11 protein-coding genes and 1 pseudogene are annotated in these 17,684 nt (G+C 59.5%); 6 read left to right on the forward strand and 6 right to left on the reverse strand.

All coding sequences use genetic code 11. The features are described 5' to 3' along the window. From HA48_RS15570 to bcsR, 5 genes are all read right to left on the reverse strand, one after another. Positions 1-1,629: tetratricopeptide repeat protein (locus tag HA48_RS15570; RefSeq protein ID WP_128602140.1), on the reverse strand; the 1,629-nt coding region annotated here is incomplete at its 3' end. Continuing rightward, entirely contained in the window at positions 1,622-3,919 is a 2,298-nt protein-coding gene (bcsB, locus tag HA48_RS15575) for a cellulose biosynthesis cyclic di-GMP-binding regulatory protein BcsB (RefSeq protein WP_167377158.1), read from the reverse strand. The genes bcsB and HA48_RS15570, both read right to left, overlap by 8 nt. Positions 3,920-3,934: 15 nt before the next feature. After that, positions 3,935-6,550 carry a UDP-forming cellulose synthase catalytic subunit gene (bcsA, locus tag HA48_RS15580; RefSeq protein WP_128602142.1) on the reverse strand — a complete coding sequence of 872 codons (2,616 nt, stop codon included), beginning with the start codon at positions 6,548-6,550 and terminating at the stop codon, positions 3,935-3,937. Further along, entirely contained in the window at positions 6,547-7,278 is a 732-nt protein-coding gene (gene bcsQ / locus HA48_RS15585; RefSeq protein ID WP_128602143.1) for a cellulose biosynthesis protein BcsQ, read from the reverse strand. The genes bcsA and bcsQ overlap by 4 nt, the downstream gene beginning before the upstream one ends. Then, positions 7,278-7,472 carry a cellulose biosynthesis protein BcsR gene (gene bcsR, locus HA48_RS15590; RefSeq protein WP_128602144.1) on the reverse strand — a complete coding sequence of 65 codons (195 nt, stop codon included), beginning with the start codon at positions 7,470-7,472 and terminating at the stop codon, positions 7,278-7,280. Before bcsR ends, bcsQ begins: the two co-directional genes overlap by 1 nt. Positions 7,473-7,665: 193 nt before the next feature. Here bcsR and bcsE point away from each other — a divergent pair. The 6 genes and pseudogenes from bcsE (at position 7,666) to HA48_RS15620 (ending at position 16,559) form a co-directional block, all read left to right on the forward strand. Beyond that, positions 7,666-9,209, forward strand: a pseudogene (gene bcsE, locus HA48_RS15595) (cellulose biosynthesis protein BcsE). After that, positions 9,206-9,394, forward strand: a complete 189-nt coding sequence (gene bcsF, locus HA48_RS15600) for a cellulose biosynthesis protein BcsF (protein WP_128602145.1) — start codon at positions 9,206-9,208, stop codon at positions 9,392-9,394. The pseudogene bcsE and the gene bcsF overlap by 4 nt, the downstream one beginning before the upstream one ends. Next, positions 9,387-11,024: a cellulose biosynthesis protein BcsG gene (gene bcsG, locus HA48_RS15605; RefSeq protein WP_128602146.1), complete on the forward strand. Its 1,638-nt coding sequence runs from the start codon at positions 9,387-9,389 to the stop codon at positions 11,022-11,024. Before bcsF ends, bcsG begins: the two co-directional genes overlap by 8 nt. A gap of 248 nt (positions 11,025-11,272) precedes the next feature. Continuing rightward, positions 11,273-13,285, forward strand: coding sequence for a biofilm formation regulator HmsP (hmsP, locus tag HA48_RS15610; RefSeq protein WP_208613142.1), 2,013 nt, complete (start codon positions 11,273-11,275; stop codon positions 13,283-13,285). A 231-nt stretch (positions 13,286-13,516) separates the two neighbouring features. After that, on the forward strand, positions 13,517-14,797 hold the full coding sequence (locus tag HA48_RS15615) for a dicarboxylate/amino acid:cation symporter (protein ID WP_128602148.1): 1,281 nt from the start codon (positions 13,517-13,519) through the stop codon (positions 14,795-14,797). A 244-nt stretch (positions 14,798-15,041) separates the two neighbouring features. Beyond that, a complete protein-coding gene (locus HA48_RS15620) occupies positions 15,042-16,559 on the forward strand; it encodes a M16 family metallopeptidase (RefSeq protein ID WP_128602149.1) in 1,518 nt (505 codons plus the stop codon). A gap of 56 nt (positions 16,560-16,615) precedes the next feature. Here the strand turns inward: HA48_RS15620 and HA48_RS15625 are convergent, their stop codons facing one another. Then, positions 16,616-17,485 carry an alpha/beta hydrolase gene (locus HA48_RS15625; RefSeq protein WP_128602150.1) on the reverse strand — a complete coding sequence of 290 codons (870 nt, stop codon included), beginning with the start codon at positions 17,483-17,485 and terminating at the stop codon, positions 16,616-16,618. Positions 17,486-17,684: the final 199 nt, after the last annotated feature.

Genomic DNA, 17,684 nt, shown 5'->3' on the forward strand with positions numbered 1-17,684 from the left:
CTGCGTCAGACGCTGCGCCAGCGCGCGCATGTTGTCATCCCAGCGCGTTTCCGGCAGACGATGCAGCGCGGCCATGGCGGCGTCATCCTGATTGCCGGAGGAGAGCCACAGCGCCGCGGCATAGAGCGCCGCTGGCTGTTGCGGGTGCTGGCGCACCAGGGTCTCTATTACCTGTGCGCCCTGGCTCTCCGCGCCGCTATTGCGCAGCGCCCCGGCCAGACGGTACGAGAGCCAGATGTCATCCGGGTTGCTTTGCAGCGCCTGACGGTATTTCGCCACGGCCTGCTGCCACTGGCCCTGCTGCGCCAGCGCGTCGGCATCGGCCAGCACTTTACCGGTGCGCAGGTCATTCAGCCGGCGCTGTGCGGTGGTATTGCCTCTGTCGAGTTGCAGCGCCTGCTGCCAGTATTGTTCAGCCTGCGCGTCGTTTTTACGCGCCTGCGCCACGTCGCCGAGGCCAATAAGCGCCCAGCTGTCGCGACTATCCAGCGCCTGCGCGCTGCGATATTGCTGCTCCGCCGCGGCTATATCACCCTTTTTCAACGCGGCATCGCCGTTGTTGATCGCCATCCAGTAGCGGTTGGTCTGCAGAAGCGACTGCCATTTACCTATCTGGGTGCTGGCCTGCCCGGCCTGAATGGCTTTCTCCAGCCAGCTGATGGCCGCCGCACGGTTATTGGCGCGCGCCTGCGCCTGGCCCATGGCGCCCATCAGTTCGGCATCCCCGGGATTGGCTTTTAGCGCCGCACTCAGTGCGGCAATGGCTTCAGCCCCGGCGCCGCTGTCCACCAGCGCCAGCCCGCGTATACGCTGCCGGTAAGCGGGATCGGCCAGCAGTTTCTGCTGGCGTGCCAGCTCGTCCGCGCCACGCTGCTGCGCATCACCACTGGTAAACACCTGCAGATATTGCTGCAGGCTGGCAACACTGCGTTCACTGACCGGCTGATTCTGGATCTGCTGTAGCCACAGCTCAGATGCTGCATCCCGTCCGCCGTCGCGATTCGCCAGACGGCGCAGCTGGCCCAGCGCTTCATCAGGTTGATTGTTCTCAAACGCCATGCGTGCCAGCTGTAACTCGACACCAATATTGCCGGGATAGCGCTGCTCCAGCGCCTGTAGCTGGCGCCAGGCGTTGAGCTGCTGATCGGGCAAGCGCGCGACCAGCCGCCAGTACTCCAGTGCCGTATTGACGTCAGGAAATACGCCCTGAAACAGCGCATCCCAGGCCGCTTTGGCCTCCGGCAGCCGGCCGGCGGTGGCCAGCAGACGCGCCTGCTGCAGCTGCTGGCGGCCCTCATCGGTTGTCAGGCGTAAACCGGCTTCCGATTCCCGCGTGGCAGGCGCGTCCGGCGCGGCTTTTTTCAGCGCGTCCAGTAACGTCTGCGCTTTTGCCCGATCGCCCTGGCGCAGCGCCAGACGGATCTGCGCGGCCATCAGCTGCGGGTTATCCGGATCGATCTTCTCCAGCCGGTACAGCGACTGCTGCACCAGATCGTATTTATTGGTCGATTCACCGGTACGAATCTGCGTCAGCAGCCAGTCAACCGGCGCCACCTGCTGGCCGGTTTCCGCCAGGGCGGCCCCGGTGAGCGCGCCGCCGATCAATAGCGCCAGCGGCAACTTATTCATCATCATCCTGCTCGCCAAGGCGACGACGGGTCACCATGCGCATCAGGCGCCACACAAGCAGGGCGAACAGAATCACCACCGCGACGGCGCACACGGCCAGCCACACCGGGTGCGTTGCCATCGCACTCCACAAGCGCTCCCACCATGGCAAGTGCCCGACAAAATAGCTGTCGCCGACGCGCACGCTGGCGACGCCGGATTCGCGTACCACGCTGGCGGAGCCAAATACCGCGGCGCGTTTGCCGCTGTCGAGCAGCGCGTTATTCAGCAGATCCCACCCGCGCGGGCTGTCGGCCAGCAGCGCCACGACGCTGCGCTGATCGTTGAAGGGTGACTGGAAGCCAATGATCGTCCCGATAGGGCCACGTGAGCTGATGCCGGTCTGACTCTCTGGCGCGCGATCGCTGTCGGTCACCGGCACGTTTTGCGCGCTCACCGGCCGTGACGGCATCTTTATCCAGCTGCGGGCGCGATCGACCAGCACAGTGATCGACGGATTGTCCTGCAGATCCGCCGGCAGCGTGCCGATCAACAGCACATCGGCATCAGTGCTTTTCGCTTTGCTCCAGTCATCGCTCATCTGCACGCGCAGCGCCGGTAAGCCAGTTTGTGCGCCAATGTTGCCGAGCGTATTCAGCAGCGTACTGACTTCACCGCTTTCCGGCTTCGGCGGCATCAGTACCAGGGTTTGCGCCAAATCGGCATAGCGGCTGTAAGGGAAGCCGGCGCTGGCGAAGGTGCCAAGTGAGGGCATTTCGATGTAGTGACGATAGCCAGAGAAATCGATACTGGAGTTATCGTCAATCACCACATGGTGATCGACCGGCGTAACGGTTTCGCAGCGGCCATCGGCGGTGCCGCCTACAAAGGTGTTGGCATAATCAAAGTTGAAGCGCAGCTGGTTTACCGCGCCCAGGCGCAGCGCCGGGATAGTGAGCTGACGATTACTGTCCTGTAAACCCTGTACCAGCGGCAGGTGGAGCAGCTGCTGGCCGGCCGTGTTTTTGCTGGTCAGCGGATAGTCCTGCATGAACTGATTGTTGAGATGCACTGCCAGGCGCGAGCCATCCTGCTGCGTTGGCGAGGTGTAGCGGTACATCAGATTCATATCGATGCCGCGGGCGCGAACCAGGAACAGGTCCGGCGGCAGATTGAGCGTCAGGCTGATGGGGTTAGGCTGCATGCCATCGCCCTGCAGCTGGTTCTGATACTGCGTCAGCTCGGCGAACGTGGTACGGCGATCGGTGCGCACCCAGTTCGGCGCGTCATAAGCCTGACGTGGCGCCTGCAGTTTAACGCTTTCGATGGTTGAGGTATCGCCACGCAGCAGCAGCTCGCCCTGCGCGATGCCCTCAACGGCGGTGAGCAGATCGCTATCGTTACGCCCTAAGATAAGCAGCATTTTCTGATAGGGGTTATCTGGCTGGCTGACCATGCGCACGGTTGGTTTATCTACCGCGGGCAGATCTTTCAGGAAGTCCGGGCGTTGATCGTTAGTGGCAAAGACCACCGCGTGCTGCTGCTGCGGCAGCTGGTTGTAGAGCACCGGGAACGACTGCCCGCGCCACTGCGCTTTGCTACCAAACCACGATGCCAGCAGCGCGGCGGCGCGCTGCTGCTGCAGATCGGGCTGGCTGCTGAACACCATGGGCAGCTGCAGCGGCTGCGTATCGCGTGCGTCAAAAAACGGCTCCGGGAAGTGGGAGAGATCGTTCTTCAGCGGCAGCTTCTGCAGGGTGAGATCGAGCTTGCTCTCTTTGCCGATGTCCATCCAGATGGTGCTGTTAGCCGGGTTTTCACACACGTTGGCATAATGCCCGACCAGCTCCAGACGCACGCGGTTAAAATCGCTGATAAAGCGGGGATCGATAGGTAACTGCGCCTGGTTCTGTTTCCCGAGCTGATCGGCCGCCACGGTAATCAGGCCAACCAGTTCATCATTGAGATAGACCTTGAGCTGCGACAGCGTGGGAAGCAGGGCCGGTGACGGACGATAGCTGAGCGTCAGCAGCGCCTGCGTGACCACTTCATCACTGCGCACGCCAAACTCGATCTGGCTGGTGGGCTCTGTGCCGCGCAGCTTCATGCTGCCCGGAGGTGGCGCGATCTGATTAAACAGCAGCTGGCTATCACGCAGCGGCGCGCTGGCATCAGCCGGCTGCGCCACCAGCGGCAGCGGCGTCTGTTCCGACGCGCCAGAGGCTGCCGGTGCTGCCATCGGCGGCGCGGCCTGTGCCAGAGAAGCGGTGCCCAGCAGCAGGGCAGTGAACCAGCTCAGTTTTCTCGTCATGGTCATATCATCAATTTAATTGAAAGAGGTTGTGCCTGGCGCAGGCAGCGGTTTAATGCTCTGCGGCAACAGCGTTGCCAGCCAGCTCAGCAGTACGGTCAGCCCGCGGAACAGGCGGCGCAACGGCTGTGGGCCATACTCCGCCAGGCGCAGATAGCCTTTGAAACCCAGCACCATGATGTCAGCCAGACTCTGCACCGGCTTATCTTCCGGGAAGCCGTCCTGCCACAGCGCCCAGGTATCGGCGCGCGCAAAGGTACACTGGATAAATTCGATGTGCTGGGGCGTGGTGAGCGCATGCAGGCGAATCCCGGCGCGGCGACCAAATACGCGCTGCACCTGACACGGGAAGCTGAACTCCTGCTGACCGCGCCGCAGCAGCAGTGACACGGCCTCATTTTCGCGCAGCGCATCCGGCTCGCGCAGCTCAACGCCCACGCCGCCGTCGGAGTAGTCACGCAGCGTACACGGCACCATGTGGCCATCCGCCCGGGCTATTGCCGCCGGCATGGCGATCTCTACGCGGTGCGCCTCACGAATCTGCCGCGCTTCCACCGATACCGCGACGGCGCCGCCAAGGATAATCATGTTGTAAATCACCCACACCAGACTGACCCAGATGGTGAGGATTTCGTTGGCCGGCCCATAGGCCATGCGCCAGAACGCCATGCCAATGCCGGCAATGTTGAGCACCACCAGCATCATGTAGGGCTTGGTGATCACCCAGTCGAGATGGCGCTGCTCAACCAGACCGCCTTTCGCGGTGACGTTAAACTTGCCTTTGTGCGGATTGAAGAGCGCCACCGTCGTGGGACGCGCAATGTACCAGGCGAGCACGGTCTCATACACCTCGCTCCAGAACGAGTGACGCCAGCGCCCCTGGATGCGTGAGTTGGTCAGGCTGGTATGCACCATATGCGGCAGCACGTAGATGGCAATCGCCAGCGCCGGTGCGTAGATGATGTAAGCGTGGAACAGCAGAAACGCCAGCGGCGCCAGCAGGAAGATCAGGCGCGGGATGCCGGCAAGAAAGTGCAGCATCGCATTGGCGTAGCAGAGCCGCTGTACCAGCTTCAGCCCCTTACCGAATAGCGGGTTATCGAGGCGGAAAATCTGCACCATGCCGCGCGCCCAGCGGATGCGCTGACCGATGTGCGCCGACAGGCTTTCGGTGGCCAGGCCGGCCGCCTGTGGAATGCGGATATAGGCCGAGGTATAACCACGGCGATGCAGGCGCAGCGACGTGTGCGCATCTTCGGTAACGGTCTCAACCGCGATACCGCCAATCTCATCCAGCGCGCTGCGGCGCAGTACGGCACAGGAGCCGCAGAAGAACGCCGCATCCCAGGTGTCGTTACCGTCCTGCACCAGGCCGTAAAACAGAGATCCTTCGTTAGGCGTCTGACGGAAGCGGCCCAGGTTGCGTTCGAACGGATCGGGCGAGAAGAAGTGGTGCGGCGTTTGCAGCATCGCCAGCTGGTGATCTTTCAGGAACCAGCCCAGGGTAAGCTGCAGGAACGAGCGCGTAGGCACGTGGTCGCAGTCAAAAATTGCCACGTAATCGCTGCGGCAGGTGGTTTTCAGCGCATGGTTGATGTTGCCGGCTTTGGCATGTTCGTGGGTCGGGCGCACCACATAGTTGATGCCAACGCTGGCGGCGAAGGCGCGAAACTCTTCGCGCGTGCCGTCATCCAGCAGATAGATATTGAGCTTGTCCTGCGGCCAGTCGATGCCCATCGCCGCATACAGCGTTGGTTTCACGACGCTCAGCGGTTCGTTATAGGTTGGCACCAGAATGTCCACGCTCGGCCAGCTGGTGATCTCCGGTGGCATGGAGACGGGCTGGCGGTTGAGCGGCCACAGCGTCTGGAAATAGCCCAGCACCAGCACCGTCCACGCATAGGTCTCCGCGCCGATCAGAAGCAGCCCAAATACCAGACTGAACGGGTCATCCCAGTTGAGCGTTTCCGTGTAGCGCCACCACAGATAGCGGCAGGAGATCGTCAGCGACAGCACAATCAGCATCATGGTCGCCAGGCGGCCAGGCACGCGCCGTACCAGCATGGCCAGACCCCACAGCAGCAGCACAAAAATAAACTGCGTCGCGATGCTGAACGGCTGCGAGATGCACAGCAGCGCCAGCAGACCGGCCACCAACGCGGTAAGGATAAACAACCCCTGACGCAGGCGTACCGGTAACCGCTGCAGCTGGCGTTCGGCGCGTGCCGGCAGCCCGCTGGCAATCAGCCGTGCCGGTACGTTACCCAGCCACTGATTAAGGCGCTGACGCCAGCGGAACAGCGGGCCGAAAGCGTTAAAGCGTTTGCGTTCGCTGCGCGCGCTGTTATCCAGCGGCAGTGTCACCATCAGCCACAGGCTTTGCACCGCGTAGCGCAGGAAATCAAGCGGGCGCGGGCGCAGCGGGGAGATGTGCGGGTAATAGCGCTGCCGCTGCTGTAACACCTGCTGCCAGCCCGGCATCTCCAGCCGCAGCAGCGACCAGGCAAGTACACACCAGACCAGGTGGAACGCCAGGGTTAACCGGCCGGCACCGTGCTGCCGCGCCACCTGAGCACGATGTTGCAGCGCCTGCCACACCGGCGGCACCAGCAGCCAGCGCAGCGGATTCACGCTGCACCGCCGGCAACGTTCAGCAGCAGCCAGTTGGCGAGCGTGTTGATCTCCTCGCTTGCCAGCGCATGCGGCCGGTACTCACCCACCGGTTGCTTCATCATCTGCGCTTCCGCCAGCGCTTCATCGCGATGAATCACCTGTGGAATCAGGTTATTGAGTGAGCGCAGCCACAGCTGATGCAGATCCTGCTGCAGCTGGCTGTTAGCGTTAAACTGGTTGATCAGGAACAGCGTCTGCGGAAGAAAAGGGTGCTGATGCAGACGCAGCTGGCAGTTGGCATCCAGCGTCAGTACCTGTAGCAGGCGATCGGCCGCCGCATGAAACGGCTGCTGCCACGGCAGCAGATCCGCAGGCAGGTCGAGAATGATCCAGCGATAGTCGTTTTTCAGGGCCGGAAGCGCCTGCAGTAGCGGCGCAGCACACTCCTCTGGCGCACGGTTTACCATTAAGGTTTGCTGATGGGTCAGGGCGCCAAACGGCAAAAAATCCAGCCCCGGCTGATAGCGCAGCGCGCTGTGGTGCCAGGGTTGCCCGGCGTGCAGTGCCGTCATCCAGCCCGAGGTGTGATTCAGGGGCGTATTAAAGTGGGCCGCGAGCTGATTGGCCGGAGAGAGGTCAATCAGTAGCGCTGACTCCTGTAAGGCATTCAGCGCCCAGCCTAGCGCCGCGCTGAGTGAGGTGGCGCCACAGCCGCCGCGCAAACCCTGTAGGGCGATCACCGGCATTAGCGATTACTCTCCCGTACCGCCGCCATCTCATGCAGCAGCGGCCAGCGCGACAATATCGCCTTCATTCGCTCTTCGCGCGCAATATCAATATAGCGAAATGCCTTGAGGTCAAAGGCCTCGCTGAGTGCCGTGATGTCATCCTGATCTTCACTGGCAGAAGCGATCAGTGAAAAAGCATTTTCAGTTTTCATTACTTGTTTGCCACCAAAAAAAAGGACAACGGAAGAAGAGAGATTATATTATTACCGGGTTTTAAACCGAAGTGATCGATGCGACATAACGGCATTGATATGATTGCCCTGGCGCAGCTTTTTTTATTTCAGCAGTTCCAATCGTCGCCGTCTATATTAAACTAGCCTGGATTGTTCTGATCGCGAATCAAATATGAAAAATCGCTATGCGCTCGGCCTGCAACAGGTTCAGCAGGAATTAATAACACTGCAATCGCCAGGCTTTTACTGGCTCACCAGCCAGCGGCCGGAAGACGCGCGAACATTGCTGCGTCAGGTGGTTAGCCATCAGGAGTTTGCCACGCTGATTAGCGCGGATGAACCCCCAAAGGCATTGCTGACGCCCGATCCGCCTGGCGGACCGGCGCGCATCCCATTATTTTCCCTGCCGGCAAATAAAGCCAGTCTCCTGCATGCAGAGAGCGATTTTGCGCGCGTGCTGAATAATCGCAGCGGCGTAGTGCTGTTTTATAGCCAGGCTGCCTGTGGGGTAAATTATCACCCGGGGAGCTGACGGCGTGGATTAAAGGGCTGCGACGGCTGGTTGTTAAAAAACAAATGACGCTGCTTATGATCACCTCAGGCACGACAATAATTCACCTGCGTAATCATCTGCAACGTTATTTTCGCCAGCTTGATGGTGTCGCCCATTTAGATTTTCAGCAGGATAGCTGGGAATATCGAATTAACTGGTGGTACTCCGCGGATAAATTGCTGGCCGACCGCGCGCTGCGCCTGCGTTGTGTTGATAATCAATTCGTTGCAGAAAAAGATGAGCAGCAGACGATGCCGCTTAGCCTGAACGATGAGAATCAGTTTCTTGCGCAGCAGGGTGTGCTGGAAGGTGCGCCGCCGCTTTCGGCCCAGTGGCAACTGTTTAGCGATAATGAAAGTGTGTTCGCCCGGGCACAGCAGGCAAATGCCGCCACAGTCATCTTTAGCCTGGCCCATAATCAGGATATTCAGTCACTGGCAACCCTGGTCCACAGTTTGCGCCGCTCACGCGGCAATGCGCTCAAGATCGTGGTACGTGAGCTGGGTACCAGCCTGCGTTACAACGATGAGCGTCTGCTGCTGGCCTGCGGTGTGAACGCGATTGTGCCGGGTGCGGCAACGCTGTCGCGCTTTCTGACCACGCTGGAGGGCATTCAGGGTCAGCAGTTTACCCGCCACGTGCCCGCCAATCTTCCGGCGCTGGTGCAGGCGTTGCAGCCGCTGCAGCAGAAGGGTTATCTGGCGCTGGATCCCTTCTGTGCGGCGGTGCAGCAGTTGATGAACAACACGCTGCTGCCCGAGAATGATAAGGGTCTGATGGTCGCCCTGCGCCCGGTGCCGCAACTGAAGCCGGAGCAGATCCTCACCTTGTGTAAACCGCGCCGTTTTGGTGATTTGGTGACGCTGGTGGGCGATCGCCTCTATCTGTTCCTCTCATCATGCCGTTTCAATGACCTGGATATCGCACTGAAGTCGATTTTCTCACTGCCGCACGATGAGTTGTTCAGCAATCGCATGGTGTGGTTTGAGGACAACCAGATTCTGTCTGAAGTGCAAAAGGTGCGTCAGCTGACCAGCGTGGCGCAGCGTGAGACAACGGTTACGTCACAGGTGAGTGAACCGGTAGTGACCTCTGCAGCGCAGCCGCGCGCGGCGCAAACGCCGCAGCCTGTCAGCCTTAACCTCAAGGGAGTGCGCTCATGACGCTGATGGATTGGGTGCAGGTGGCGATCCTGCTGTTACTGATTTTGCTGTTTCTGAAATCGCTGTGGCGACGCTGGTTGCCGCGCCGCAGCACCAGTTTGCTGATGCGTCTGCTGCCGACGCGCGCCCTGAAATCGGAAGGGCAGTGGCAACGTCAATCGACCAAAACGGATAAACATGGATAACAAACCTGCGATGTTGCCCGGTGCGTGGTGGCGCGGCCTCGGCGGCTGGAATTTCTATTTTTTACTGAAGTTTGGCCTGCTGTGGTTCGGCTACCTCAATTTTCACGCCCTGAGCAATCTGGTGTTTCTGGCGTGGCTGCTGTTTCCGCTGCCTTCGCAGCGTCTGCACCGCGTGCGCCAGTGGATCTCGCTGCCGGCAGGCATTGCACTGTTCTGGCACGATACCTGGCTGCCGGGTCTCAACTCGCTGCTGAGCCAGGGTAACCAGCTGGCCGGGTTCTCTCCCGCCTATCTGCTGGATCTGGTGGAGCGCTTTATCAACTGGGAGATGATTGGCGCAGCCTTTGTACTACTGGTGCTCTATCTGTTTGTTGCGCAGTGGATTCGCATCACCGTGCTGGTGACGCTGGCGCTGATCTGGCTAAACGTGCTGACCATTGCCGGCCCGGCAATGAACCTGCTGCCGGAGAAATCGGCAACGCCGGCTGTGGTGCTGAATGATAAACCGGCCGCGAGCAAAGCGCCGGAGGGGCTGGATCAGTCGGCGCCACCGACCAGCGCTAACCTTACCGCCTGGCTTAACCGCTTCTACGACAGCGAGCGGCAGCGTGCGACGCACTTCCCGGATGCGCTGCCCGCCGATTCGCAGCCGTTTGATATTCTGGTGATCAACATCTGCTCGCTCTCCTGGGCGGATATTGACGTGGCGCAGCTGCGTACGCATCCGCTGTGGCAGCATTTCGACATCATGCTGAATAACTACAACTCCGCGACCGGTTACAGCGGGCCGGCGGGGATTCGTCTGCTGCGCGCCAGCTGCGGCCAGACTTCCCACAGTAATCTTTATAAGAGCACCGATCAGCGCTGCTATCTGTTTGATAACCTGGCGAAGCTCGGCTTTAAGCAGCAGCTGATGATGGACCACACCGGCGTGTTCGGTAACTACCTGAAGGAGCTGCGCGAGGACGGTAATCTGCAGGCGCCGCTGATGTCGCAGACCGGCATTGCACCAGAGCTGACCTCGTTTGACGGTTCGCCTGTGTTCAACGATGGCCAGCTGATGCAGCGCTGGCTGGATGACAGAACAAAGAGCAGCGACGCACGCAGCGCTACGTTCTATAACCTGATTCCGCTGCACGACGGCACGCGCGAACTGGGCAGCACGCGTACCGCCGACTGGCAGCCGCGCGCTAAAGTACTGTTTGATCAGCTTGATACTTTCCTCACCAATCTGGAGAAATCAGGCCGGCGGGTGATGGTGCTGGTGGTGCCAGAGCACGGCGCGGCGCTGCAGGGCGATAAGATGCAGATGTCCGGCCTGCGTGATATCCCCAGTCCGGGCATTACTCACGTACCGGTAGGCATTAAGTTTGTCGGCATGAAAGCACCGCATCAGGGACAACCGCTGACGATAGATACGCCAACCAGCCTGCTGGCTATCTCCGAAATTGTGTCGCGCGTGGTGGATGGACAGGTATTTAATGCGCCGAATGTGAATATGTCGGTGCTGACGGATAACCTGCCGCAAACGCCAGTGGTATCGGAAAACGATAATGCGGTGGTGATGATGTATCAGGGTAAACCGTGGATCCGCCTGAACGGCGGCGATTGGGTGGCATATCCGCAGTAATCATCCGCCAGGGTCGGCAGCACGACTGCAGCCCTGGCCCCTGCGGGGCTGCCGCTACCGGGGTTACGTCGCGGTGACCCGCCAGGGCTGACGCTTCACACTTCCCGCCAAAACGCCCATACATCTCGCAAAGGCGTCATCTTCAGCGATTTTCGCCTTTATCCCGACGCAAAAAAAGGCTGACCTGGGATATACTTGCTGCGCACGCAGGCTACTATCACTGCTTATTGCTGCCAGGAGAAGTTTTGTTGCGCGTCAGTCGCTCGCTCACGATAAAGCAGATGGCCACCGTTTCCGCCGTGGCAATGGTCACTATCTGCATCTTTATCGTCATTCAGTTATTCCACTTTGTGCAGCAGCGCAGGATTGATTACGCCCAGCAAATGGAGAACGTGGCGCATACTGTCCGCCAGCCGCTCTCTGAAGCGGTGCTGAAAGCGGATATTCCGCAAGCCGAACGCATTCTCAATACGCTGAAACCGGCCGGTATCCTGTCGCGCGCTGATGTGGTGCTGCCGAACGCCTTCCAGGCGCTGCACGCCGACTTCGCGCCGGAAAAACCGGTGCCGCGCTTAGTCGCTCGTCTGTTTGAGCTGCCGGTGCAGATCACCCTGCCGCTCTACTCTGTGGAGCGCAGCGGGCTGCCAAAGCCGATTGCTTATCTGGTGCTGCAGGCTGATTCATCGCGCGTCTATCAGTTCCTGCTCAGCACCTTATCCACCATGATCACCACCTACCTGTTACTGGCGCTGATTCTTTCCGTCGCCATCAGCTGGTGCATCAACCGCCTGATCGTCCATCCGCTGCGTAACATCTCACGCGAGCTGCAGGAGCTGCCGCCGCCGGCAATTCTGACGCATAAACTGGGGCTGCCGCATAATCATCGCGATGATGAAATTGGTATGCTGATCCGCAGCTACAACCGCAATCAGCAGGTGCTGGAGTCCATCCATGATGAGATGAGCCGCCTGACGACCCACGTTGCGGTCACTGACCTGCCCAATCGCGCGCTCTTCCTGGCGCTGCTGGAGCAGCACATCAGCCATCGCCACAGCCACCAGGCGTGGGGGCTGATGGTGATTCGGATCGAAACGCTGCAGGAGGCCAATGGCGTACTGAGCGATGAGCAGCGCGACACGCTGATGCTGACGCTGGTGGAGAAAATCCGCAGTACTATTGATGACCACACGCTACTGGCGCAGACCGGCCCGAGCGATTTTGCCCTGTTGATGAAGCGCGCGCACAATCCGTTCCGCGCGATGCGCCTGGCGCGCAATCTGATGCTGCGCATCAACCAACCGGTCAATCTGCACCAGCTCCAGCTGCGCCCTAACGCCAGCATCGGGCTGGCGCTGCAGGACGGCGACACCATGTCCGCCAGCGAGCAGCTGGATCGCGCGACCTCTGCGATGATGTCGGCGCGCCATCAGGGTAAAAACCAGATTCTGTTCTTTGATCCCGCCCTGACCGAGCGCGCGCAGAAGCGCCTGACTCAGGAGCATGACATCCTGCAGGGCCTGCAGGATGGGCAGTTCGCGCTCTACCTGCAACCGCAAATCAATATGGCAACCGGCGAGCTGGCGGGTGCCGAAGCGCTGCTGCGCATGCGCATGCCGGACGGCAGCTATGGGTTATCCGAAGAGTTTATTACCAGCGCCGAAGAGATTGGCGTGATATCCGCTATCGGGCGCTGGGTGTTTGAAGAGTCATGCCGCATCATTGCTGGCTGGCAGCGGCGCGGCATTAACCTTCCGCTAAGCGTTAATATCTCGGCGGTGCAACTGCGCGACGCCAGCATGGTGAGCCACCTGCAGAGCCTGCTGGAGCGCCACCGCATTGCGCCCGGCAACTTCGTGCTGGAGATCACTGAAACCGCGCAGATTGGCGATGCGGAACAGGCGATGGCGCTGTTGCGTTCGCTGCAACAAACCGGCGTCGCGGTGGCGCTGGATGACTTCGGCATGGGCTACTCCAACCTCAACTACCTGCACCAGTTCAAAGCGCTGCCGGTTAATAAGCTGAAGATGGACCGCAGCTTTGTTGCCGCGCTGCCGGATGACGACACCATGGTACGTATCGTGGCGGCCATCGCCGAGATCATCCATCTGGATGTGATTGCTGAAGGTGTAGAGACCGCTGAACAGCGCGACTGGCTGCTGGCGCGCGGAATTACTATAGGGCAGGGCTACTTATACGCAGAAGCGCTGCCGTTACCCGTCTTTAATCACCGCTGGCTGAACAGCTTGTCACCCGCAGAATAGTCACGTTATTTATTGATTTTCCTTACAGAATCCCCTTGCGATAGGGTGCTGAAGCGTTTCAGTTCATAGTTAGAGTTTTGTAACTTTTGTAAGGAATGTGAGGGTATACTAATCCTGTTAACAGAGTGTTATTTTCCTCGCCATCGGTAAGGTCATACGCTTCCAGGCGGCTTGCCGCATGCGTTTCCAATAACAATGGCGGTGAATGCCGTCTATACCTGGACACCTGTTATGAAACTGTTCAAAAGCCTCTACTTTCAGGTCCTGCTTGCCATCGGCATCGGCGTCCTGTTAGGCCACTACTATCCTGAGTTAGGCGCGCAGATGAAGCCGCTTGGCGATGGCTTCGTTAAGCTGATCAAGATGATCATCGCCCCCGTGATTTTCTGTACGGTGGTGACCGGCATTGCCGGCATGGAGAGCATGAAAGCAGTTGGACGTACCGGCGCGGTTGCGCTGCTCTATTTTGAAATTGTCAGCACCATCGCGCTGATTATCGGCCTGGTGGTGGTTAACGTGGTGCAGCCTGGCGCGGGCATGAACGTTGACCCGGCGACGCTGGATGCCAAAGCGGTGGCGGTTTACGCGCAGCAGGCTGAATCGCAGGGCGTGGTTGCCTTCCTGCTGGATGTGATCCCGAACAGCGTCGTGGGCGCCTTTGCCAGCGGAAATATCCTGCAGGTGCTGCTGTTCGCGATTCTGTTCGGCTTCGCGCTGCACCGTCTCGGCAACGCCGGCACCGTAATGTTTAACGTCATTGAGAGCTTCTCGAAAGTGATCTTCGGCGTCATCAACATGATTATGCGCCTTGCGCCTATCGGCGCCTTCGGGGCCATGGCTTTCACCATCGGTAAGTACGGCGTGGGTTCTTTGGTGCAGCTCGGCCAGTTGATCGTCTGCTTCTATATCACCTGCGTGCTGTTTGTGGTGATTGTGCTGGGCGTGATTGCGCGCTGGGCAGGCTTCAACATCTTTAAATTTATCGGCTACATCAAAGAAGAGCTGCTGATCGTGCTGGGCACCTCCTCTTCTGAATCAGCGCTGCCGCGTATGCTGGATAAGATGGAGAAGCTGGGCTGTAAAAAATCGGTGGTCGGGTTAGTGATCCCTACGGGCTACTCGTTCAACCTTGATGGCACCTCGATCTATTTGACCATGGCGGCCGTGTTTATCGCCCAGGCCACCAACGCGCATATGGACGTGTTCCACCAGATCACGCTGTTAGTGGTACTGCTGCTCTCCTCGAAAGGGGCGGCAGGCGTGACCGGCAGTGGCTTCATTGTGCTGGCAGCCACGCTTTCGGCAGTCGGTCATCTGCCGGTGGCCGGACTGGCGCTGATCCTCGGTATTGACCGCTTTATGTCCGAAGCCCGTGCACTGACTAACCTGGTGGGTAATGGCGTGGCGACGGTGGTGGTAGCGAAATGGGTAGGCCAGCTGGATGAGAAGCAGATGAAAGCGACGCTCTCCTCAGCAAAAAAGGTGAATAACCCGTCACATACCAGCGCATAATCATCTATTTGCGTTAATTTCCCAAGAAATGCCCGCTGTCACTTGCCCTGACAGCGGGCATTTGCATAATAAACCCCATTGATTTTTTTCCCGATTTTTTTCCTCGTTGCGCGACATCCTGACCTTCCTGTGGTCAAAGAGTCTGTCGTTGAATAAACGTGGCGGTAAAATGCCGCACCGGCCACCCGGCAGTGGCCGCTTATGCCGCGCTAACGAGCGTTTATCTGTTTGAGTAGGGGTTCACATGCAGGGCACCAGAATTCGGCTTTTAGCTGGCGGATTGATCCTTGCGGCATCCGGCTTCGGCGTGCATGCCGAAACACTTCAGCCCGATCCCGCCTGGCAGGAGGGCAAGCTGGACAACGGTTTCAGCTGGCAGTTACTGACCACGCCACAGCGTCCGAGCGATCGTATTGAGCTGCGTCTGATTGTTAACGCCGGTTCGCTGGTGGAGAGCGCGCAGCAGACAGGCTTCAGCCACTTATTACCGCGTCTGGCGATGGTGCATAACACTGTGCTGGATACCAATCAGCAGCGCGCACTGTGGCAGCAGGCCATGGACCCACAGCGTCCATTGCCGCCCGCCATCTCGTCATACGACTACACCCAATATAACCTGAGCCTGCCGAATAACCGCCCCGAGCTGCTGAAAGAAGCCCTGAGCTGGCTGGCGGCGACGGCGGGTAAAATGACCATTAATGAGCAGGTGGTCTCCACCGCGCTGACGGCCACCGATCCCATCGCCACCTGGCCGCCTGATACGCAGGATGTGTGGTGGCGCTATCGCCTTAAAGGGTCAACCATGCTGGCGCACGATCCGGGTGAACAACCGCGTGCGCCGGTCGATATTGCCCAGCTGAACAGCTTTTATCAGCAGTGGTACACCCCGGATGGTATGACGTTGTACGTTGTGGGCAATGTAGATAGCCGCAGCATGGTGGAGCAAATCAACAAAGCGTTCTCGCCGCTGCAGGGCAAACGCGTAGCGCCGGCACCACTTCCCACGCTCTCGCCGCTGCCGCATCAGCCGGTGAACCTGGTGAATGGCAGCATGGCACAGGATCGTTTATCGCTGGTATGGGATACAGCGTGGCAGCCGATCCGTGATTCGCAAAATCTGCAGCGCTACTGGCAGAGCGATCTGGCACGTGAGGCGCTGTTCTGGCATGTGCAGCGTGCGCTGGCGGACAGCAAAGCGCAGAACGTGCAGGTCGGCTTTGACTGCCGCGTGCTGTACCAGCGCGCGCAGTGCTCCATCAATATGGACAGCCCCAATGCTTCACTGGCGCAGAATATGAATCAGGTAGCGAAAGAGCTGGCGGCCGTGCGTGATAAAGGGCTGCCGCAGGAGGAGTTTGATGCGCTGATGGCGCAGAAGCTGCTGGAGCTGAATAAGCTTTTCGCCACCTATGCCCGTACCGACACCGATATTCTGATGGGCCAACGCTTGCGCTCACAACAGAATGCGGTGGTGGATATTGCGCCGGAGCAGTATCAGAAGCTGCGCCAGACGTTTCTTGGTGAGCTGACGCGCGACCAGCTGAATCAGGAGCTGCGCCAGCAACTGACGCAGGAGCTGACCATGGTGCTGATTCAGCCGCAGGGCGAAGCCGAAACCAATGTGAAGATGCTGCAGGAGAGCTGGGATAAAGTGATGGCCCTGCCGGATGCGCCCGCTGCGTCAGCCACGTCTGAAGAGGCGGTAAAACCCGAGGGCAGCGCCAGTGCAGCCCCGGCTGACGCTGCAGCGCCATCGACCTGAGACGGACAGGCGACCTCTTGCGGGTCGCCACTGCTGGCAGGCGCGGACCGACGGCGCTATTTGGCTCGCAGCCACTCGGTGACCAGCATCGGCCAGCTGGCAAGCGGCAGGTCGGCGACGCCGCGAATGCCAAAGCCATGTCCGCCTTTCTGATAGAAGTGAATTTCTGCCGGCACCTTGTGTTCGCGTAGCGCGCTGAAAAACGCCATGCTGTTGTTCACCGATACCGTGTCATCGTCGGATGCGTGAATCAGTAGCGTCGGCGGCGTTTGCCCATGAACGCGGGTTTCCATTGAGTAGGCATCAATCATTTTCTGATCCGGCCATGCGCCTAACAGGCGGGTGCGCGAGCTCTCGTGTGCCAGCCCGTCGCGCATGCTAATCACCGGATAGACCAGCACCATGGCATCCGGACGCGGAGAGAAGTTGTCGGCCTGGTCCTGCACCGGATAGATCTTCTCCGCAAAGCGGTTGCCCAGGCTGGCCGCGACGTGGCCGCCCGCCGAGAAGCCCATCATCACGATGTATTTGCCGTTCATGCCGCGCTGCGCACGTTCACGCAGCACGCGCACCGCCCGCTGCGCATCGGCCAGGGGCGCATCCGGCCCTTCATGGTGGCCGTCGTAAGGCAGGCGATAGGTCATCACTGCCAGCGTATAGCCCATTGAGGTGAAAAAGGTCGCCAGCGCGCTGCCTTCACGGTCAATCAGGACGCGCTGATAACCTCCACCGGGCGCAACCAGCAGCGTGATACCGTTCGGGTTTTCCGGATGCCAGAGGGCGATCTCCGGGCAGCGCACGCCGGTGGCGGCACGATCGTAAGGTTCGTACTCTTTGGCGAGATCGACGATTTGCGGCTGAGCACGCGAATCGCTCGCGCCTGGCGCATCACCGTGCGGCCAGATATTGATAATTTCTGTGTGCATAAACCTGTCCTGAGCAAGGCGTATTGTCATTATTTTTTTCGCGGCCGACGTAATAGCGTCCTGCTATTGTTGATTAAAACATGGTCTTTTTTGTCGCTGCCGTCCAGCCGAAAACCCGCGGTTTTGCCAGATTCAGACTATGCCTGGTGGCCGTTTGTGTTGCCATAACGCCTTGAATATAAAGTGATTAGTTAAGCGT

The organism is Pantoea wallisii (genome assembly GCF_002095485.1).
Lineage (GTDB): Bacteria > Pseudomonadota > Gammaproteobacteria > Enterobacterales > Enterobacteriaceae > Pantoea > Pantoea wallisii.